Below are 20,136 nucleotides of genomic sequence, written 5' to 3'. Positions count from 1 at the left end.
GCAGCGCGCCACAGGCGCGCTGCCGGGCCCAACTCGGTTGGCTGCATCTTTGATGCGGGCAAGCGAGGCAGGAGCCTTCCGCCTTTTTTGCAGACTACGGTTTGAGCTCTGCGAACAGCGTTGTCAGGCGGGCCGTTTCATCCTCAAGCCCATAGGGCGCGTTGATGATGAACATACCCGACCCCACCATGCGATGCCCTTCCCTCACGGGGGCGAACCTGACTTCGTGACACAGGGTCTTCGGCAGGTTCTGAGAATTCAGAGCAGAGATCATCGCAGCATGGCGATCATCCGTCAGGATCGGATACCACAGCGCAATCACACCTACGTTCCATTTACGATGCAATTTGCCGATTACTCCGGGCAGCCGATCATATTCCGACTTCACCTCATAGCTCGGGTCGATCAGCATCACACCGCGCCGTGGCATCGGGGGCAGCAGAGACTGCGCCAGCTCATATCCATCCTGGCGGTACACCTTGGCCCCGTAGGGCGACATTGCCATGGCCAGAGCGGAATGTTCCTGCGGGTGCAGCTCGGCAAAATGCAGGCTGTCCTGATCTCTCAGCAAATTGGCGGCGATCAGTGGTGAGCCGGGATAGGCTTCGGTTCCATGCCTGTGCTGAACTGCACGGATCGCCCGTTCCAGCGGATGATCTGCGTCAAACCAATTGGCCTGCTGGACTCGCCGGATGCCGGCCTCGGCCTCTCCCGTGCGCACCGCCTCTGCCGCGTCGAGCTTGTACAAACCCCGGCCCGAGTGGGTTTCCAGATAGGTCAGCGGTTTGTCTTTACGAGTCAGATACTCCAGCACAATTGCCAATAAAGCGTGCTTTTGCACATCAGCCAGATTCCCGGCGTGGTAAATGTGTTGATAAGAGAGCATGTTGCCTTCTAAAGTCCCTCTCAATAAGGCGGAAAGGTGCTGATTGTCGCGGAATCAGCCCTTTTACCGGGCGTGCTGGCACCCTATAAGGCATCCGTCCCGGAACCGTCGAGTCGCGGGCAGTGGAAATTCTGACAAACGGGATCAGGGGAAATATGGGCATCTTTGGCAATCTGGGCGGCCTGTTCACAGCGGACATGGCTATCGACCTTGGGACAGCAAACACGCTGGTATATGTCAAAGGGCGCGGTGTGATCCTGTCTGAACCCTCGGTGGTGGCCTATCACGTCAAGGATGGTGTGAAAAAAGTGCTGGCGGTGGGCGAGGACGCCAAGCTGATGCTGGGCCGGACCCCCGGTTCGATCGAGGCGATCCGACCGATGCGCGAAGGTGTGATTGCTGATTTCGACACCGCCGAAGAGATGATCAAGCACTTCATCCGCAAGGTGCATAAACGCTCGACCTTCTCGAAGCCCAAAATCATCGTCTGCGTCCCCCACGGCGCGACACCCGTTGAAAAACGTGCTATCCGCCAATCGGTTCTGTCCGCTGGTGCGCGTCGCGCAGGCCTGATCGCCGAACCGATCGCCGCGGCCATTGGCGCAGGGATGCCAATCACCGATCCGACCGGGAACATGGTCGTCGACATCGGCGGCGGCACCACCGAAGTTGCGGTCCTGTCGCTGGGCGACATCGTCTATGCCCGCTCGGTCCGCGTGGGTGGAGACCGCATGGATGAGGCTATCATCTCGTACCTGCGCCGTCAGCAGAACCTGCTGGTGGGTGAATCGACCGCTGAACGCATCAAGACCACCATCGGCACCGCGCGTATGCCTGACGATGGCCGTGGCCAGTCGATGCATATCCGCGGCCGCGACCTGCTGAACGGTGTCCCTAAAGAAATCGAAATCAGCCAGGCGCAGGTGGCCGAGGCCCTTTCGGAGCCCGTCCAGCAGATTTGCGAGGCGGTGATGACCGCGCTGGAGACCACGCCGCCCGATCTGGCTGCGGATATCGTGGACCGGGGTGTGATGCTGACCGGCGGCGGAGCGCTGCTGGGCGATCTGGATCTGGCCCTGCGCGAACAGACCGGCCTGGCCGTGTCGATTGCCGATGAAAGCCTGAATTGTGTGGCTTTGGGCACCGGCAAGGCGCTGGAATACGAAAAACAACTGCGCCACGCGATTGACTACGAAAGCTAAGGCGCGCACCCTTTGCAGATAGGGTAAACTCGGCACGAGCAGCACGGGAAGGTAACCTGTGGCAAAAGACCGATCACAGCGCGACGAATACACCACCCCCTTGCGCCGCCTGCTGCTGGGGATCGTAGTGCTGTGCCTGCTGGCCATCTTTCTGGTCTGGCGTATCGACAGCCCGCGTGTGGAACGGTTCCGCGCTCAGGTCGTCGACCGGGTTGTGCCGTCGATGGATTGGGCCATGGTTCCAGTCACCGCCGTAGTCAATCTGGCCCGTGATTTCCAAAGTTATCAGCGCCTGAGCGAACAGAACCAGGAATTGCGCAGCGAGCTGCGCCTGATGCGCGCCTGGAAAGAGGCCGCTTTGCAGCTGGAACAGGAAAACGCCCGGCTGCTGGACCTCAACAATGTACGCCTCGATCCGCGTCTGACCTATATTACCGGGGTTGTGATGGCCGACAGCGGCTCGCCCTTCCGGCAGTCTGTGCTGTTGAACGTGGGCGAGCGGGACGGCATCACCGATGGCTGGGCCACGATGGACGGGATCGGTGTGGTTGGGCGCATCTCGGGCGTGGGACCAGACACGGCCCGGGTGATCCTGATGACCGACGCCTCCAGTGCGATCCCGGCGACTATTCAACCCTCGGGCCAGACCGCGCTGATCACCGGCGACAACACCCCGGCCCCCGCCGTCGAGTTTCTGGAGAACCGCGAACTGGTCCGCCCCGGCGACCGTGTCGTGACCTCGGGCGATGGCGGCGTATTCCCGGCCGGGTTGCTGATCGGCCAGATCACCGCCGATCCCGGAGGCCGCCTGCGCGTTCGCCTGTCAGCGGATTTCGAACGGCTCGAATTCCTGCGTGTGCTGCGGTACCAGTCCGCCCCCACCATTCGGGACCCGGGCCGCATCGTTGGCCCCACCCAGCCCGAAGCCGCGCTGCCTCCAGCGGAGGTTGGTGATGGATAGCCAAACCTCGCAGCTCTGGTCCAAGCGGGGCCTGTACCTGTTTCTGGCCGCACTGATCCTGTTCCTGCACCTTCTGCCGCTGGATACAAAACCAAACCGCTGGCCGTTTCCGGACCTGCTGATCGCCCTGACCTTTGCCTGGGTGCTGCGGCGGCCCGAGTATGTGCCGACCTTGCTGGTCGCCCTCGTCATGCTGATGGCCGACCTGTTGCTGCAACGCCCGCCCGGCCTGCTGGCGGCATTGGTGGTTCTGGGCGCCGCTTACCTGCGTTCGGCTGCGTTTGGATTGCGGGATTCGGGCTTTGTCGGCGAGTGGTCCACCGTCGCCGTGGTGATCACAACTGTTTTTATGCTGAACCGCGTCATTCTTGCTATTCTGTCGGTGCAACAGGCAGCTTTGGGGCCCGTGGTGATCCAGGTGGTTCTGACAATTGCAATATACCCTGTGATCGTTCTGCTCAGCCAGAACGGGTTCGGAGTGCGGCGTAAATCCTCGGCCGAAACCGGCGCATTGGGAGCGCGCGTATGAAACAGCGCAAACCCAAAGCCCGTGGTCTTGCCTATAAGCGCCTGCCCCGCAGAGCGTTGATTCTGGGTGGGCTGCAGGCCGCCTTCATCGGCGGGCTGGCCGCGCGGATGCGCTTCATGCAGGTCGAGCAGGCCGATGAATACCGCCTGCTGGCCGAGGAAAACCGGATCAACATCCGTCTGATCCCGCCGACCCGTGGCCGGATCTATGACCGGAACGGAGAGATCATCGGCCAGAACTCGCCCTCTTACCGGATCGTCATGGTGCGCGAGGATGCGGGCGACGTGGATGAGGTGATCGCCAAACTGTCCAAATTGATCCCCCTGACCGAGGATGAGATCGCGCGGGCCAAGACCGAAATGCGCCGCTCGGCCCCGTTCCTGCCGGTCACTCTGGCCGATCAGGTCACGTGGGAAGATATCTCGAAGGTCGCCGTCAACGCCCCGGCCCTGCCCGGCGTGATCCCCGAAGTGGGACAGACCCGGCAATACCCGCGATACGAGGACTTCGCCCATGTAGTCGGCTATGTCGGCCCGGTCAGCGATTACGACCTCAGCCAGATTGAAGACCCCGAACCCGTTCTGCGCATCCCCCGGTTCCAGATCGGCAAGGTCGGGCTGGAAGCCAAGCAGGAAATCAGCCTGCGTGGCAAGGCCGGGGCCAAGCGGGTCGAGGTCAACGCCACCGGCCGTGTGATGCGTGAACTGGACCGGCAGGAAGGCACTGCCGGGGCCGACCTGCAACTTTCGGTCGATGCCGACCTGCAACAATACGCGCAGGCCCGGCTGGCCGGTGAAAGCGCCGCCGCCGTCGTGATCGACTGCGAGACCGGTGATATCCGCGCCATCAGCTCGGCCCCCAGTTTCGACCCTAACCTGTTCGTACGCGGTATCTCGGTCGCTGATTACCGGGCGCTGACGAATGACAACTACCGCCCACTGGCGAACAAGACCGTACAGGGTACATATCCGCCGGGCTCAACATTCAAGATGATCACCGCCATGGCCGCGCTTGAGGCCGGAGTGGTCGGCCCCTCGAACACCGTCTATTGCCCCGGCCACCTGAAAGTCGGCAGCCGCCGCTTCCACTGCTGGAAGCGCGGCGGGCATGGCATGGTCGATCTGGAAACCTCGCTAAAGCGCAGCTGCGACGTGTATTACTATGACGTGGCTCTGCGGGTGGGGATCGACAAGATCTCGGACATGGCGCGCATCTTCGGGCTTGGGGTCAAGCACGACATTCCAATGTCCGCCGTGGCCGCCGGGCTGGCACCGAACCAGGAGTGGAAACAGCGCGTGCACGGGCAGGACTGGCTGGTCGGCGATACCGCAAATGCTTCGATCGGTCAGGGCTTCATGCTGGCCTCGCCGCTGCAACTGGCGGTGATGACGGCGCGTATCGCCACGGGGCGGGCCGTGAAACCGCGTCTGGTACGCTCGGTGAATGGAATCGAACAACCCTCGGGCGCGGGTGAGCCTCTGCCGGTGAACCGCGCCAATCTGGACCAGGTGCGCCATGCGATGTTCACGGTCTCGAACAACCGGCGCGGCACCGCCTATCGCAGCCGCATCATCGCCGATGAGTTCCGCATGGCCGGAAAGACCGGCACCAGCCAGGTGCGCAACATCACCAAGGCCGAACGCGCCGCTGGCGTGATCCGTAACGAGGACCTACCGTGGGAACGCCGCGACCACGCGCTGTTCGTCAGCTTTGCGCCCTATGACAACCCGAAATACGCCGTGGCCGTGGTGGTCGAACATGGCGGAGGCGGTTCCAAAGCCGCTGCCCCGGTGGCCCGCGATATCATGCTGCAGGCGCTTTATAACGGCACCCCCCCGCTCGAGGCTTATCCGGTCGCCGACCGCGACCGCATCAAGGAACAGCAAAAACGGCTGGAGGGCGACCGCCGCCCCAAAGCGCGTCCGACCGAAAAGGACCGCGCATGAGCTATCTTGAGTATGCCGTCAAATCCACACCCTCGGGGTTCCGCAAGTTCCTGTATATGAACTGGCCGCTGACCCTGCTGTTGATCAGCGTGGCCAGCGCCGGGTTCCTGATGCTGTATTCGGTGGCCGGCGGATCGTGGTCTCCGTGGGCCGAGCCGCAGATGGAACGGTTCGGGCTGGGCCTTGCGGTGATGTTCATCATCGCGCTGGTGCCGATCTGGTTCTGGCGCAACATGTCGGTGCTGGCCTATGTCCTATCAATCGCCCTGCTGGTGTTTGTGGAGTTTTTCGGAACGGTCGGCATGGGTGCACAACGTTGGATCGACCTTGGTTTCATGCGACTCCAGCCCTCCGAAGTCATGAAGGTCGCGCTCGTCATGGTCCTGGCGTCCTACTACGACTGGTTGCCATCTCATAAAACATCGCGCCCGCTTTGGGTGCTGATCCCCGTTGTCCTGATCCTGATCCCCACGTTCTTTGTCTTGAAACAGCCCGACCTTGGCACGTCGATCCTGCTGTTGGCGGCAGGTGGTGGCCTGATGTTTCTGGCCGGTGTCCACTGGGCTTATTTCGCCGCCGTCATCGCCGCCGTGGTCGGCCTGATTGCCACGGTGTTCAACAGCCGCGGAACCGAGTGGCAATTGCTCAAGGATTACCAGTTCCGCCGCATCGACACCTTCCTTGATCCTTCGACCGATCCGTTGGGCGCGGGATATCACATCACCCAGTCCAAGATCGCGCTGGGGTCCGGCGGCTGGAACGGGCGCGGGTTCATGCAGGGTACGCAATCGCGGCTGAACTTCCTGCCCGAAAAACACACCGACTTCATCTTCACCACACTGGCCGAGGAATTCGGTTTTGTCGGCGGCATCACCCTGTTGACCCTTTATGGCCTGATCCTGGTGTTCTGCCTGGTCACTGCGCTGTCGACCAAGGACAGATTCTCGTCGCTGGTGACGCTGGGCATCGCGCTGAACTTCTTTCTGTTCTTTGCCGTCAATATGTCGATGGTGATGGGCCTGGCCCCGGTTGTGGGCGTGCCGCTGCCGATGGTCAGCTATGGCGGCTCGGCCATGCTGGTTCTGATGGCGGCCTTCGGCATCGTCCAAAGCGCCCATATCCACCGCCCCCGCTGATCCGAAAGGCCCAATATGCCCGTGAACGTCCTGTTTTCCGCGCGCCCGGCCTTGTGGCCCGTGTATGAACCGTTGCTGACCAAGGGCCTGACCGAGGCCGGGTTGGATTTTCGCCTCAGTGCCGAGTTCGCCCCGGATCAGGTCGACTATGTCGTCTATGCCCCGAACGGAGGGCTGCTGGATTTCACCGCGTTCACAAGGTTGAAGGCCGTACTCAGCCTGTGGGCCGGGGTCGAGAAGATCGCGGGTAACGAGACCCTGACCGTCCCGCTGGCGCGGATGGTGGATCACGGGCTGACGCAGGGAATGACCGAGTGGGTGGTCGGCCATGTGCTGCGCTATCACCTCGGGATGGATCAGCACATCACCGTTCAGGACGGGGGATGGGCCCCAGACGCCCCGCCTTTGGCCACCGAGCGTCAGGTTTGCATTCTGGGTCTTGGCGCCTTGGGCGAGGCCGCCGCCCGTGCCCTGGTTGCGTTGAACTTCAACGTCACCGGCTGGAGCCGTTCCGCCAAGGACATCCCCGGCGTTACATGCCTGCATGGCGACGATGGGCTGCGCGACGCACTGTCCCAAGCAGAGATCGTGGTTCTGCTGTTGCCGGACACGCCCGCCACTGTGAACATCCTGAACGCCGAAACCTTGGCTATGCTGCCCAAAGGCGCGCGGATCATCAACCCGGGCCGGGGGCCGCTTATTGATGACGATGCGTTGCTGGCTGCGTTGAACTCGGGTCAAATCGGCCACGCGACGCTGGATGTGTTCCGGGTCGAGCCTTTGCCCGAACAGCATCCCTACTGGGCGCATCCGCACGTGACGGTGACACCACATATCGCATCGGAAACCCGCCCTGCCACAGCAGCCCATGTGATCTGCGAAAACATCCGTCGAGGCGAGAAAGGCGAACCCTTCCTGCACCTCGTTGACCGCGATCTGGGGTATTAGGCGGCGATCAGCCCCCGGCCCTTCAGCAAGGCCTCAACCCCCGGCAAACGACCCCGGAAAGCCAGATACAGGTCTTCGGCCTCGCGCGAGCCGCCGGTGGACAAAATATTCTCCTCCAGTGCCTTGGCGCGTTCGGGATCAAAGGCCCCGCCCGCCTCTTCAAAGGCAGCAAAGGCATCTGCGTCCATCACTTCGGACCACATATAGCTGTAATAGCCCGAGCTATAGCCGTCGCCCGCAAACACATGCGCAAAATGAGGCGTGGCGTGGCGCATCCCGATGGCCCGCGGCATACCGATCCCGGCCAGCACCTCGGCCTGTTTCGCCATCGGATCGGCTGGGGCTGCGCCATCGTGGAACGCCAGATCGACAAGTGCCGAGGCGACGTATTCCACTGTCTGGAATCCCTGATCGAAATTGGCGGCCCTGAGCACTTTCTCCAGCATCTCCTGCGGCATCGCCTCGCCGGTTTCGGCATGGGTGGCGAACTCGGCCAGAACCTCGGGCACCTCCAGCCAGTGTTCGTAAAGCTGGCTGGGCAATTCGACGAAATCCCGCGCGACCGACGTGCCCGAGATGCTTTCATAGGTCACATTTGACAGCATCTGGTGCAGCGCGTGGCCGAATTCGTGGAACAGCGTCCGCGCGTCGTCATAGGACAGCAGCGCCGGGTCGCCCTTGGCAAAGTTGCAGACATTGATCACGATCGGCGCCTGCACCTTGGGAAACTTGGCCTGCGACCGCATCGCACTGCACCACGCGCCCGAGCGTTTCGACCCGCGCGCAAAGTAGTCACCGATGAACACCGCGATATGTTGGCCGTTGCGCGTCACCTCCCATGCCCGGCAATCGGGGTGATAGAGCGGTACGTCCAGCGGTGCGAATTCCAGCCCGAACAGGCGATTGGCACAGGCAAAGGACGCCTCGATCATGCGGTCCAGTTGCAGGTATGGCTTGAGTGCCGCCTCATCCAGATCATGTTCGGCCTTGCGGTGTTTCTCGGCGTAGTAGCGCCAATCCCACGCGGCCAGAGGGCCGTTGACGCCGTCTTCCTGCATCATCTGCGTCAGGATTTCGGCGTCCGCATCAGCGCGGGTCTTGGCCGGCTCCCACACCTGCATCAGCAGGTCTCGGACCTTGTCCGGCGTGCGGGCCATTTCAGTTTCCAGCTTGTAGGCCGCGAAACTGTCATAGCCCAGCAGCTTGGCCCGTTCCTCACGCAATTGCAGGATTTCCGCAGCAATCTCGCGGTTGTCGGTCTCTCCGCCATTGGCACCGCGCGCGGTCCAGGCGCGATAGGCCGTTTCCCGCAGGTCCCGGCGGGGCGAGAATTGCAGGAACGGCACGATCAGAGACCGGGACAGGGTCACCACCGGACCATCCGCTCCCTTTTCCTGCCCCGCAGCACGAGCGGCATCCACCACGAAACCCGGCAGATCTTCCAGATCATCCTCGGACAGGTCCATGAGCCAGTCGCGCTCATCCGCCAGCAGGTTTTGGGTGAAGGACGTCCCCAACGAGGCCAGCCGCGCCTTGATCTCTTGCATCCGGGCGTCATCATCCCCGGTCAGGGCCGCACCGGCGCGTACGAACCCCCGATGGGTCAGCATCAGAACCCGCGCCTGCTCGTCGGTCAGGTCCAGAGCAGCCATGCGCGCCCACAGATCGGCTACGCGCTGAAACAAAGCCTTGTTCGAGGAAATCCCCGAGAAATGCGCCGCGAGCTTGGGCGAGAAGTCCCGCTGCAAGGCTTCGCGCGCCGGGTTGCTGTCGGCCCCGGCGACGGTAAAGAACACCGACAGAACCTTGTCCATCTCCTCGCCCGCAGCCTCAAGCACCTCGACCGTGTTGGCAAAGGTGGGCGCGTCCGGGTTGCCCGCAATCGCATCGATCTGCGCGTTATGGGCCTGCATCGCCAGATCCAGCGCGGGGGCGAAATCATCATCCGCAATATCCGCGAAGGGTGCGATTTCAAACGGCGTGGTCCAGTCGGACAGGATCGGATTGGTCATAGAAGTCTCCTTTGACCACAAAGTTAGGAACGGCAGGCCGGATGATCCAGAGCGGGTTACGCCCCAGCGCCACAAATCGGACAATCGGGACGGCGTGACAGGGTGATCTTGCGGCTTTCGCCATAAAGCGCGTCATAGATCAGCATTTCGCCCCGCAGGGCCTGCCCGGCCCCGGTGATCACCTTGATCGCCTCAACCGCCATCATTGAACCGACCACACCGGGCAACGGACCGATCACCCCCGCCTCGGAACAGGAAGGGGCCAAACCGGGGGCTGGGGCTTCAGGGAAAATACATTGATAGCAGGGTGCATCGCTGGCGGGGTCAAAGACGCTGAGCTGTCCTTCCCATTGCGACAGGGCGCCCGAGATCAGCGGTTTGCCCAACGCAACCGCCGTGCGATTGGCCAGATAGCGGGTGTCGAAATTGTCGGTGCCGTCGAGGATCAGATCGAAATCGGCAAACAGATCATGGGCAATCTCTTCGGTCAGGCGGCGGTGATAGGGCAGCACGGTGACATTGGGATTCTGCGCCTCCATCGCCTGCTGCGCCGAGAACACCTTGGGCATTCCGATATCGGCATCGCGGTGGATCACCTGCCGTTGCAGGTTGGCGTTCTCGACCTCATCATCGTCGATCACACCGATTGTGCCGACACCAGCCGCCGCCAGATATTGCAGGGCAGGCGCACCCAGCCCGCCTGCGCCGATGACCAGCACGCGGGCCTTTTTCATTTTCTTCTGACCCGGCCCGCCCAGCTCACGCAAAACGATGTGGCGGGCATAACGTTCCAGTTCGGTTTCAGTGAATTGGTCGGATGGCATAGCGGGCTCCTTGGCTGCGGCAGGGGCTGCGCGGTTTCGCAGCGCTTTCAGCACCCTCCCGTAAACCAGAACCAGAATGGCCACGCCACCCAAGATCAACCACAGCGCCGCAGAGCCGCCAGTCGCCTGACGCAACGGATGACCATCCGGCAGAACCAACTGAGCCGTAATCACGCCCAGCAGCAGAACCCCGACCGAGGTCATGCGCGCAGCCCGGGACACTCCGGCCAGATAGCCGATGCCCCACAGACCCGCAGCCAGGATCAGGACCAGCAGCATCAGCCGCGTCCGGTCGAGCCGAACCCACCCGCGCCGCGGGCCGTGTCGCTGAGCACCTCCACCGGCTCGAACGCGGCCTGTACCACGGGGGCGACGACCAATTGGGCAATGCGTTCGCCATGGGTGACCTCGAACGCCTCTTGCCCGGCATTCAGGACGATCACGCCCAGCGGGCCGCGATAGTCACTGTCGATCGTGCCGGGGGTATTGGGCAGGGTGATGCCGTGTTTCAGCGCCAGCCCCGAGCGGGGGCGCACCTGCACCTCGAACCCTTGCGGGATCTCGATACGCAGCCCGGTGGGCACCAGCGCGCGTTGACCCGGCTTTAGCGTGATTGAGGCCCCGTCCGGCAGGTTCGCCCGCACATCCGCCCCGGCCGCCCCGGAGGTTTCGTAGGACGGCAGAGGCACCGACGGATCGGATCCTTCCTCTCGGATCACACGAATAGCAACCATCACTGCTCCTTTTTCAGCTGCTCAGCGCTTCGGCGATCTTGCGCGCCAGACGCTTGGCCACTTCATCCTTGCCCATGCGCGGCCATTCCTCGGCGCCGTCGTCCGAAATCAGGATGACCGCATTCTCGGACCCGCCCATGATCCCCGTCGCCGGGCTGACATCATTGGCCACGATCCAGTCACAGCCCTTCCGCCCCCGTTTGGCGGTGGCGTGTTCGATCACGTTATCCGTCTCGGCCGCAAACCCCACGACCAGCGTGGGACGGCCTTTGTTCATATGCGAGACACGCTTCAGGATGTCGGGGTTTTCGGCGAATGCCAGCACGGGCAATCCGTCGCGGCTTTTCTTCAGCTTCTTGTCCGAGGCACTGGCCACGCGCCAGTCGGCAACCGCCGCCGCAAACACACCCGCATCAACAGGCAGCGCCGCATCCACCGCGTCGGACATCTGCTGGGCGGTTTCAACCGGCACGACCTGCATCCCGTCGGGCGGTGCCACATCTGCCGGGCCAGTGACAAACACCACCTCGGCCCCCAGCGCGGCCAGCGCCCGCGCCACCGCCGCGCCCTGCGCCCCGGATGAGCGGTTGGCGATATAACGGACCGGGTCGATCGGTTCATGCGTCGGCCCCGACGTCACAACCACGCGTTTGCCGTTCAGCGGACCACTCCCCAGTTCCGCCTCAATCGCCGCGACGATCTCCAGCGGTTCAGACATGCGTCCGGGGCCGTATTCGCCGCAGGCCATGTCGCCCTCGTTCGGGCCGACAAAACGAACACCATCCGCCTGCAACTGTGCAAGATTGCGCTGTGTGGCGGGATGATCCCACATCCGCACATTCATCGCGGGGGCACACAGAACCGGCGTATCGGTCGCCATCAGCAGGGTCGAGGCCAGGTCATTGGCCAGCCCCCCGGCCATCTTGCCCATCAGATCGGCAGTCGCCGGGGCCACAACGATCAGATCAGCCGACCGGGACAGCTGAATATGCCCCATCTCGGCCTCATCCGTCAGGTCGAACAGGTCGCGATAGACCTTCTCTCCGGCCAACGCAGACACTGACAGGGGCGTCACGAATTCCTCTGCCGCGCGGGTCAGTACGGGTGTCACAGATGCACCGCGTTCCCGCAAACGCCGGATCAGGTCCAGCGACTTGTACGCCGCGATCCCACCGCCGATGATCAGCAGAATGCGTTTCGATGCCAGCATATTAAGCCCTTCCCGTCCCGGTCGGCCCCGACATTAGGCAAGCAGGCCGGACAGTTCCAGCGGTTAATTCTGTGTTTCAAAGGCCAGGCATGGGTCTTCGCGCTCAACGATAGGACTGTCGATCACCGCGTCGAATTCCCCGTTTACCAAGCCGTCCTCGGACTGGCCCAGTACAAACACCTTCAACCCGGGCCGCATCCGAGTCAGAAAGGTCGGAATGCCCCGATCCTTGCGCGCGTGGCCATTGCCGGTGATCACCGCAACCGGTCCGCCGGTTTCATCGGTGGCGCGCAGGATCGCGCGGGTCAGCACCGCGTCGCGCAGGCGCTGTATGGCGACCAGTTGCGGCAAAGCGCTTTCCGGGATCGCATTGCAATGGGCGGCCAGTTGATCTGCCTCGCGCGCGGCCTGTTCGTCAGCCGGTAACGGAACGGTCAGGCCATACCGCGCCGCATCTGCCCCCAGGGCCGTGGCCGCACCCCGTTCCATCGCGGCACGGGCGGCCGCGCGCGGCACCATGGCGCCATAGACCGGCGCATCCGAGGCCTGAAACACCGGATAATACATGCTGAGCGGCGGCCAACCGGATTCGATCCATTCCAGAATGCGTGCAAGTTCCTCGGGGTCGGACACCGCCTTGTCCGCAAGACGCTGCGCGCCTTCTTCAGTCACCATTTCCCAGACAACGGCCGAGGGCTTTACGGCCCTCAACGCCTCGGCCTGAATGACATGGTGCTGAGGGTTGTCATGAACCTCGCCCAGAATGACCACGTCCGCCGACATCATCGCGGACAGGACATCATCGGGTATCAGTTCGTCGGCATGGCCTGAGCGGGCCATAACCACAAGTGCACAAAGCAGAATCGCAAGCTGTCTCATGCGATGAAGTGTTGCACCTCGCGCGATTGCGCTTCAAGGTTCTTGCGCATTTTCACGAAAGCCGCCGCCTCAAGCTGACGTACGCGTTCTTTGGACAGGCCAAGCTCTTGACCCAGACTTTCCAGCGTTCGGGCCGGTTCGCGCAGCTTGCGTTCGCGCACAATGAACCTTTCGCGATCATTCAGCGCCTGCATGGCCATCACCAGCCACTCGCGGAGCTGTTTGGTGTCATGGTTGTTCTCGACCATCTCGGCGGCCTGCGCACGCTCATCTTCCAGCGCGTCAATCCACTCGCGCCCATCTTCATCGGCCGACTGCACCGCGTTCAGCGAGAAATCAGAGCCAGACAACCGGCCTTCCATCATCTCGACATCGCGCAGAGGCACGCCGATCTCGGCGGCGATCATCTGGTGCAACTGGTGGCGGTCCAAGTCCATCCCCTCGGTCGCGGCTTCGCGTTCAAGGCGCGCCTGCACCCTGCGCATATTGAAAAACAGGGATTTCTGGGACGAGGTCGATCCGGTCCGCACCATCGACCAGTTGCGCATCACGTAGTCCTGAATGCTGGCCTTGATCCACCAGACCGCATAAGTCGAAAACCGCACGCCGCGGTCGGGGTCGAACTTGTCGGCGGCCTTCATCAGGCCAAGACCCGCCTCCTGGATCAGATCATTCATCGGCGCGCCATAGCGTTTGAACTTGGCCGCCATCGAAATCGCCAGCCGCATATAGGCGGTGATCAACCGGTGCAGAGCCTTTTCATCACGCTCATCACGCCAGGCATAGGCCAGTTTCAGTTCGGTCTCCGCGTCCAGCAGTTCGGCTTTCATCGCTTGCCGGGACATCGAAAAATCGTTCGCATTGTCCAGTGCCATGGAAATCTCCCCTTTTCACAGGCGCGGGCCGGACTTGCCTTGCCGACCTAGGGTCGATACGCAGAACAAAACCGGGTGGATCACATGGAAGGTAATAATAGTGTATCCGGATTTAACCTTTGTGTTGGGCGGCGCGGCATCCGGCAAGTCGGCATTTGCCGAACAACTTGTTGTTTTATCAGGAAAACATCGGGTTTACCTTGCCACATCACAAGTGTTTGATGACGAGATGCGCGACAAGGTCCAACGCCACATCGCCCAGCGCGGCGAGGGTTGGGCGACTGTCGAGGCCCCCTTTAATCTGGGACTCGCGCTGGCTGACCTGACACCCGACCAAATCTGCCTGATCGACTGCGCAACAATGTGGCTGACCAACCACTTGCTGGTCGAGAACGATCTGGAACAGGTGCAATCCGCGCTGTTGCAGGCGCTGAAATCCTGCCGCGCGCCGGTTGTCATCGTCTCGAACGAGGTCGGCCACGGCATCGTGCCCGACAACGCCCTGTCCCGCCGGTTCCGCGAGGCGCAGGGGCGGCTGAATATCGCCTTGGCGGCGCAGGCCGATCTGGCGGTGCAGGTCACCGCAGGTCTACCGCTGGTTCTGAAAGGGCAGTTGCCGTGACCCGCCTGCACCTTGTGCGCCACGGACCGACCCATGCAAAAACCATGGTCGGCTGGTCCGACATTCCCGCCGACCTCAGCGATCGGGCGGCCATCACGCGGCTGCACGATCACCTTCCGGCCGAGGCTCTGGTGATCTCATCCGACCTGTCTCGTGCCGCAGATACTGCCTCGGCCATTCAAGGCGCGCGCCAGCGCCTGCCGCATCACCGCGATCTGCGTGAGATTCACTTCGGCACGTGGGAGCTGCGCGGGTTCAAAGACATTGAGGCGGAAGACCCCGAACTGGCCTTTGCTTATTGGGACAACCCCGGCGATGTTCGCCCGCCCAAGGGCGAGAGCTGGAACGAGGTACGCAGCCGCGTTGATACCATTATTGACCGCCTGATCGCCGACCATACCGGGCGCGATCTGATCATTGTTGCCCATTTCGGCGTGATCCTGACGCAGGTCCAGCGTGCCCTCGACCTCGACGCGCAAAAGACGTTCAGCCATCGGATCGACAATCTCTCGGTCACCGACATCAGCCACCATGGCAACCGCTGGTCGGTGGGGCAGATCAATCACCTGCCGTGATCATACCCCGCACAAATCACTGATTTACGGACCGGTTCTACCACGCCATCGTTACGGCATGACCTATGATTTGTTTATCGGAGACCGCCTGTTTTCCAGTTGGTCCATGCGCGGCTGGCTGATGCTGGAAAAGTTCGGCCTGCCCTATCGAAACCACATGATCGGCCTTTATTCCGGCACCATGGCAGAGGATATGGAAGCCCTTGCCCCGGCCCGCCTCGTGCCCGCCCTGCGCCTGCCGGACGGAACGGTCGTCGGCGAAAGCCTCGCCATGGCCGAAACCCTGGTCGAACGCCACCCCGAGGCCGGGTTGTGGCCCGCAGATCCCGCTGCCCGCGCCACTGCCCGGTGGCTCTGCGCCGAGATGGTTGCCGGATTCACCGCCTTGCGCGGGGAATGCCCGATGCAGCTGAAACACTGCTGGCAGGGATTTGCCCCTTCAACCGAGACGTTGGCCGATCTGAACCGGATCGAAACGCTCTGGGCCCATGCGCGCGCTGTATCCGGTGCAGAAACCGGCCCGCTGTTCGGCGATTATTCACTGGCGGACGTGTTTTACACGCCGGTTGCCGCGCGGATCATCGGGTATGGATTGCCGGTTTCCGGCGCCAACCGCGCCTATTGTCTGGACCTGCTGGCAGACACGCCCGTCCGGCAATGGCGCGCAATGGGGCTGACCGAGACGTATGATCCCTTTCCCTATGCGCTGGACCTGCCATCGCAGCCGTGGCCAATCGGCGGGCCTTTTGACGCACGCCCTGTCGAAGACGGCCCCTCGGTCAACGCCACTTGCCCCTATTCCGGCAAACCGGTCTCTCATTTTCTGGAGCTGAACGGGCAACGTTGGGGCTTTTGCAACCGGTTCTGCCGTGACAAAACCGTCGCAGACCCGGCGGCATGGCCAAAATTCATCGCAATGACGGATACCGTTAACGATTCTTAAACCGGGATCATGGCAGCAACGATCTGTTAACCAAAAAGGTCGTTCATGGTCGCCCGTTCTCATACCGTCGCTTTCCAAGGGGTCGATGCCCGCCCGGTCGAGGTGCAATGCGCCGTCTCGCCGGGTCTGCCCGCCTTTTCCATCGTCGGCCTGCCCGACAAGGCCGTGTCCGAGGCCCGCGACCGCGTCCGCAGCGCGCTAAGCTCGATGGCCATCGCACTGCCGTCGAAACGGATCACCATCAACCTGTCACCCGCCGATCTGCCGAAAGAGGGCAGCCATTTCGACCTGCCCATCGCGGTGGCGTTGCTGTCAGCGCTCGAGATCATTCCCCCCGATGCCGCCGAAGGGGCGGTTTCATTGGGCGAGCTGTCGTTGGACGGATCCTTGGTGCCGGTCGTCGGTGCCCTGCCGGCCGCCATGACCGCAGCCGCCGAGGATCGCACGCTGCTCTGCCCCCGCGCCTCCAGCGCCGAGGCCGCGTGGGTCGATGCCACACAGGTGATCGGCGCGGGTTCACTGGGGGACGTGGTGCGCCATTTCTCGGGCCAGTCGCCATTGCCCGCTGCGCAGCCCGGCGAGGTGAGTTTGGCGCCCAGCGCTCGCGATCTGCGTGATGTGAAAGGACAGGAACGGGCCAAACGCGCGTTGGAAATCGCTGCCGCGGGGCGGCACCACCTGATCATGATCGGCACGCCGGGGTCGGGCAAATCCATGCTGGCAGCGCGCCTGCCCGGAATCCTGCCGCCGCTGACCCCGATCGAGGCACTGGAAACCTCAATGATCCAATCCCTGTGCGGATTGCTGGACGAAGGCGGCATCAGCCGCAGCCGCCCGTTTCGCGAACCGCACCACACGGCCTCGATGGCGGCGATAGTCGGGGGCGGCAAGGGCGCCAAGCCGGGTGAGATTTCGCTGGCCCATAACGGCGTTCTGTTCATGGACGAGTTTCCGGAATTCCCGCGCACCGTGCTGGAAACCCTGCGCCAGCCGATCGAAACCGGCGAGGTCATGGTCGCCCGCGCCAACGCCCATGTGAAATACCCCTGCCGGTTCATGCTGGTGGCCGCAGCCAATCCGTGCAAATGCGGATACCTGACCGACCCGGCCCGTGCCTGCTCGCGCGCGCCTGTGTGCGGCGAGGATTATCTGGGGCGGATTTCCGGCCCTCTGATGGATCGCTTCGATCTGCGGATCGAGGTCCCCCCGGTGGGCTTCACGGACCTTGATCTGCCCCCCTCGGGCGACAGCTCGGCCACGGTTGCGGCCCGCGTCGAAGCGGCCCGGGCCATACAGGCGGACCGTTTCGCGGGCACATCGACCCGGCAAAACGCCGATGTCGAAGGCACGATGTTGGAAGAAATCGCGGCTCCGGACGCCGAGGGCAAGGCGTTGCTGTTGAAAGCCGCCGAGCGGTTCGGCCTGTCAGCCCGCGCCTTTCACCGCATTCTGCGCGTGGCGCGAACGATTGCCGACCTTGAGGGCGCAGCAGATGTCCGCCGCCCCCATGTGGCCGAGGCGCTGAGCTTTCGCATCAGCGCCAAGGTCGCGTCCTAAAGCTTGGCCTCGATCGCCTGCCAGATCTTTTCGGCGATGTTCACGCCGTTGAATCGCTCAAGCTCTTGAATACCGGTGGGCGAGGTCACGTTGATCTCGGTCAGATAGTCGCCGATCACGTCGATGCCGACAAAAATCTGGCCTTTTTCCTTAAGCAGAGGCCCAATCGCAGCACAGATCTCAAGATCCCGCTCGGACAGGCCGATCTTTTCGGGGCGGCCGCCCACATGCATGTTCGAGCGAGTCTCACCCTTTGCCGGCACCCGGTTGATCGCGCCAACCGGCTCTCCATCCACGAGGATCACCCGTTTGTCGCCGTTGCTGACATCGGGCAGGAATTTCTGAACGATCAGCGGTTCGCGCGAGAAACCGGTGAACAGCTCGTGCAGAGAGGTCAGGTTGCGGTCATTCGCATCCAGCCGGAACACGCCTGCACCGCCATTGCCATACAGCGGTTTCAGGATGACGTCGCCGTGTTTTTCCTTGAACGCCTTGATGGTTTGCAAATCACGCGCAACCGTTGTCGGAGGCGTCAGGTCGGGGAAATCCAGAACCAGTAGTTTTTCCGGGTAATTGCGCACCCAGAACGGATCGTTGACCACCAGCGCCTGCCCTTTCAGACGGTCCAGCAGGTGGGTCGACGTAATATAGTGCATGTCGAACGGCGGGTCCTGACGCAGCCAGATCACGTCGAACTCGGCCAGATCAACCTCGCGTTCCGGTCCCAACTCGGCCGGATTGCCCGCTATGCGCTGGACTGTCATGTCATGCCCGCGCGCGGTGATCCGACCCTCTTGATACGCCAGTTGGTCGGGCCCGTAGAAAAACAGCGTATGCCCGCGCGCCTGTGCCTCTTCGGCCAGACGGAAGGAGCTGTCTGCATTGATATCCACGGCCCCGATCGGGTCCATCTGAAAGGCAATTTTCATGGCGTGTCCCTCAGTTTCACGCCCGATACATGGCCCAGCGGGGCCATGGGTTCAATGGGGATCAGGCCTGACCAAAGGCGTTTTCGATGATTTGAACAGCCCCCGAGGCGTCCACCAGGGCCGCATCAAACCGGGTATTCGTCAGTTGCCCGCCGGGTTCGGTTTCCAGAAACTGCGCGGCAGAGGCGTAAATCCGGTCCATCTGGCGGCGGCTGATCCGGGCTGCGGCCGTCTCGAAACTGGTGCTTTTCTTGACCTCGATGAAAACGACGCCGTCTGCGTTGCGGGCGATCAGATCGATCTCACCCCCGGCTCCGCGCCAGCGGCGATGCGCGATTGAGAAGCCACGCCGTTCGTATTCGGATGCCACCTGCTGCTCCGCCGCCTGCCCGGCGTGATAGGAAACCGAACTTCGGACGGATCGCGCGGTCATGTCACCCCTTTCCCAGTTTCAGGGCTTTCTGATAGATCGGACGACGCGGCAGTTTATACATTTCCGACACCAAATCCGCCGCGTCCCGGACCGAGTGGGTCTCCAAGGCCCTCTTCAATGCCTCTTCTACGTCGGATTCGTTAACAGTTTCCGAATGCCCGCGATCCACCAACAGGACGATCTCACCTTTGACCGTCTGCCCTTGCAGGCCTGCCGCAAGTTCGCCCAAAGATCCGCGCCGGACCTCTTCGAACTTTTTGGTCAATTCGCGGCACATCGCAGCTGAACGGTTTTCGCCTAACACCTCGGCCAAGTCCGACAGACAGGCCGCGACGCGTTTCGGCGATTCGTAAAATACCAGCGTTCCGGGCACATCGCGCAGCGCCTCGATCCGCGATCGGCGGGCACCGGAGGCATTTGGCAGGAACCCGGCAAAAAAGAACGCATCCGTCGGCAAACCCGCCAAGGTCAGCGCCATCAGGGCCGCCGACGGTCCGGGCGCGCAGGTCACCACATGCCCGGCCTCAGCGGCCTGCCGCCCCAGATCATAGCCGGGATCGGCGATCAGCGGCATTCCGGCCTCGGACGCGTAGGCGACGGATTTCCCTTCGCCAAGCGCGTCCAGAATCTTGCCGCGTGCACCTGCGCCGCTGTGGTCGTGATAGGCCAGAATGCGCCGCCCCTCGAGCGGGACGCCGTGAATCTCCATCAACCGGCGCAGGCTGCGAGTATCTTCGGCAGCAATCACGTCGGCAGAGGCCAGCACATCCAGCGCCCTGAGCGTGATGTCGCGTGCCGTACCAATCGGAGTGGCAACAAAATACAGGCCGGCGCCCAATCTGACTTTTTGGAAATTCAAAGCTGGACCCTCACAGCGTGACGTTTATTATCGCGGCTCAATAGAATGGTGGCACCCCAAGCCGCCGGGACAGGGA

Annotated in this window: 20 protein-coding genes; 10 read left to right on the top strand and 10 right to left on the bottom strand. The window is 62.5% G+C overall.

Annotated elements, in window-relative coordinates; all coding sequences use genetic code 11:
* Positions 1 to 94: 94 nt before the first annotated feature.
* Positions 95 to 886, bottom strand: coding sequence for a 23S rRNA (adenine(2030)-N(6))-methyltransferase RlmJ (locus tag ACR0DO_RS13835; protein ID WP_480559541.1), 792 nt, complete (start codon positions 884 to 886; stop codon positions 95 to 97).
* A gap of 155 nt (positions 887 to 1,041) precedes the next feature.
* Here ACR0DO_RS13835 and ACR0DO_RS13830 point away from each other — a divergent pair, with 155 nt between their 5' ends.
* The 6 genes from ACR0DO_RS13830 to ACR0DO_RS13805 are packed head-to-tail and all read left to right on the top strand — an operon-like array spanning position 1,042 to position 7,608.
* Positions 1,042 to 2,088 (top strand): rod shape-determining protein, encoded by a 1,047-nt coding sequence (locus ACR0DO_RS13830; protein WP_039523195.1) that lies wholly within the window; start codon positions 1,042 to 1,044, stop codon positions 2,086 to 2,088.
* Between the two features lie 58 nt (positions 2,089 to 2,146).
* A complete protein-coding gene (gene mreC, locus ACR0DO_RS13825) occupies positions 2,147 to 3,049 on the top strand; it encodes a rod shape-determining protein MreC (protein ID WP_170673453.1) in 903 nt (300 codons plus the stop codon).
* Positions 3,042 to 3,578: a rod shape-determining protein MreD gene (locus ACR0DO_RS13820; protein ID WP_480559539.1), complete on the top strand. Its 537-nt coding sequence runs from the start codon at positions 3,042 to 3,044 to the stop codon at positions 3,576 to 3,578. The genes mreC and ACR0DO_RS13820 overlap by 8 nt, the downstream gene beginning before the upstream one ends.
* Positions 3,575 to 5,524 (top strand): penicillin-binding protein 2, encoded by a 1,950-nt coding sequence (mrdA, locus tag ACR0DO_RS13815; RefSeq protein ID WP_170673458.1) that lies wholly within the window; start codon positions 3,575 to 3,577, stop codon positions 5,522 to 5,524. The genes ACR0DO_RS13820 and mrdA overlap by 4 nt, the downstream gene beginning before the upstream one ends.
* A complete protein-coding gene (gene rodA / locus ACR0DO_RS13810; RefSeq protein ID WP_480559537.1) occupies positions 5,521 to 6,660 on the top strand; it encodes a rod shape-determining protein RodA in 1,140 nt (379 codons plus the stop codon). The genes mrdA and rodA overlap by 4 nt, the downstream gene beginning before the upstream one ends.
* A gap of 15 nt (positions 6,661 to 6,675) precedes the next feature.
* Positions 6,676 to 7,608, top strand: a complete 933-nt coding sequence (locus tag ACR0DO_RS13805) for a 2-hydroxyacid dehydrogenase (protein WP_480559535.1) — start codon at positions 6,676 to 6,678, stop codon at positions 7,606 to 7,608.
* On the opposite strand, the gene ACR0DO_RS13800 is transcribed toward ACR0DO_RS13805, so the two are convergent.
* The 6 genes from ACR0DO_RS13800 to ACR0DO_RS13775 all read right to left on the bottom strand — a co-directional run bounded on the left by ACR0DO_RS13800 (position 7,605) and on the right by ACR0DO_RS13775 (position 14,142).
* A complete protein-coding gene (locus tag ACR0DO_RS13800) occupies positions 7,605 to 9,620 on the bottom strand; it encodes a M3 family metallopeptidase (protein WP_480559533.1) in 2,016 nt (671 codons plus the stop codon). The two genes, ACR0DO_RS13805 and ACR0DO_RS13800, sit on opposite strands and share 4 nt — an antisense overlap.
* A gap of 56 nt (positions 9,621 to 9,676) precedes the next feature.
* A complete protein-coding gene (locus tag ACR0DO_RS13795; protein WP_480559531.1) occupies positions 9,677 to 10,723 on the bottom strand; it encodes a HesA/MoeB/ThiF family protein in 1,047 nt (348 codons plus the stop codon).
* Positions 10,723 to 11,178, bottom strand: coding sequence for a dUTP diphosphatase (dut, locus tag ACR0DO_RS13790; RefSeq protein ID WP_480559529.1), 456 nt, complete (start codon positions 11,176 to 11,178; stop codon positions 10,723 to 10,725). The genes ACR0DO_RS13795 and dut overlap by 1 nt, the downstream gene beginning before the upstream one ends.
* 13 nt (positions 11,179 to 11,191) lie before the next feature.
* A complete protein-coding gene (gene coaBC / locus ACR0DO_RS13785) occupies positions 11,192 to 12,388 on the bottom strand; it encodes a bifunctional phosphopantothenoylcysteine decarboxylase/phosphopantothenate--cysteine ligase CoaBC (RefSeq protein ID WP_480559527.1) in 1,197 nt (398 codons plus the stop codon).
* A 63-nt stretch (positions 12,389 to 12,451) separates the two neighbouring features.
* Entirely contained in the window at positions 12,452 to 13,267 is an 816-nt protein-coding gene (locus ACR0DO_RS13780) for a ChaN family lipoprotein (RefSeq protein ID WP_480559525.1), read from the bottom strand.
* The gene (locus tag ACR0DO_RS13775) at positions 13,264 to 14,142 is read right to left on the bottom strand and encodes an RNA polymerase factor sigma-32 (protein WP_170446050.1); all 879 of its coding nucleotides are present in this window, start codon (positions 14,140 to 14,142) and stop codon (positions 13,264 to 13,266) included. Before ACR0DO_RS13775 ends, ACR0DO_RS13780 begins: the two co-directional genes overlap by 4 nt.
* 100 nt (positions 14,143 to 14,242) lie before the next feature.
* On the opposite strand from ACR0DO_RS13775, the gene cobU reads away from it, so the two are divergent.
* From cobU to ACR0DO_RS13755, 4 genes are read left to right on the top strand one after another with little or no spacing between them, the layout of a single operon-like run.
* Positions 14,243 to 14,764: a bifunctional adenosylcobinamide kinase/adenosylcobinamide-phosphate guanylyltransferase gene (gene cobU, locus ACR0DO_RS13770; RefSeq protein WP_480559523.1), complete on the top strand. Its 522-nt coding sequence runs from the start codon at positions 14,243 to 14,245 to the stop codon at positions 14,762 to 14,764.
* Positions 14,761 to 15,339 carry a histidine phosphatase family protein gene (locus tag ACR0DO_RS13765; protein ID WP_480559521.1) on the top strand — a complete coding sequence of 193 codons (579 nt, stop codon included), beginning with the start codon at positions 14,761 to 14,763 and terminating at the stop codon, positions 15,337 to 15,339. The genes cobU and ACR0DO_RS13765 overlap by 4 nt, the downstream gene beginning before the upstream one ends.
* Before the next feature lie 58 nt (positions 15,340 to 15,397).
* Entirely contained in the window at positions 15,398 to 16,282 is an 885-nt protein-coding gene (locus ACR0DO_RS13760; protein WP_480559519.1) for a glutathione S-transferase N-terminal domain-containing protein, read from the top strand.
* 45 nt (positions 16,283 to 16,327) lie between these two features.
* Positions 16,328 to 17,839 carry a YifB family Mg chelatase-like AAA ATPase gene (locus tag ACR0DO_RS13755; RefSeq protein ID WP_480559517.1) on the top strand — a complete coding sequence of 504 codons (1,512 nt, stop codon included), beginning with the start codon at positions 16,328 to 16,330 and terminating at the stop codon, positions 17,837 to 17,839.
* Here the strand turns inward: ACR0DO_RS13755 and gshB are convergent.
* From gshB to rsmI, 3 genes are all read right to left on the bottom strand, one after another.
* A complete protein-coding gene (gene gshB / locus ACR0DO_RS13750; RefSeq protein WP_480559515.1) occupies positions 17,836 to 18,768 on the bottom strand; it encodes a glutathione synthase in 933 nt (310 codons plus the stop codon). The two genes, ACR0DO_RS13755 and gshB, sit on opposite strands and share 4 nt — an antisense overlap.
* A gap of 61 nt (positions 18,769 to 18,829) precedes the next feature.
* On the bottom strand, positions 18,830 to 19,201 hold the full coding sequence (locus tag ACR0DO_RS13745; protein WP_480559513.1) for a YraN family protein: 372 nt from the start codon (positions 19,199 to 19,201) through the stop codon (positions 18,830 to 18,832).
* A 1-nt stretch (position 19,202) separates the two neighbouring features.
* Complete coding sequence (gene rsmI, locus ACR0DO_RS13740; RefSeq protein ID WP_480559511.1) at positions 19,203 to 20,060, bottom strand: 16S rRNA (cytidine(1402)-2'-O)-methyltransferase; 858 nt, start codon at positions 20,058 to 20,060, stop codon at positions 19,203 to 19,205.
* Positions 20,061 to 20,136 lie beyond the last annotated feature (76 nt).

This window comes from Ruegeria sp. AM9 (assembly GCF_056540565.1).
This window is presented reverse-complemented; position numbering and strand designations above follow the sequence as displayed.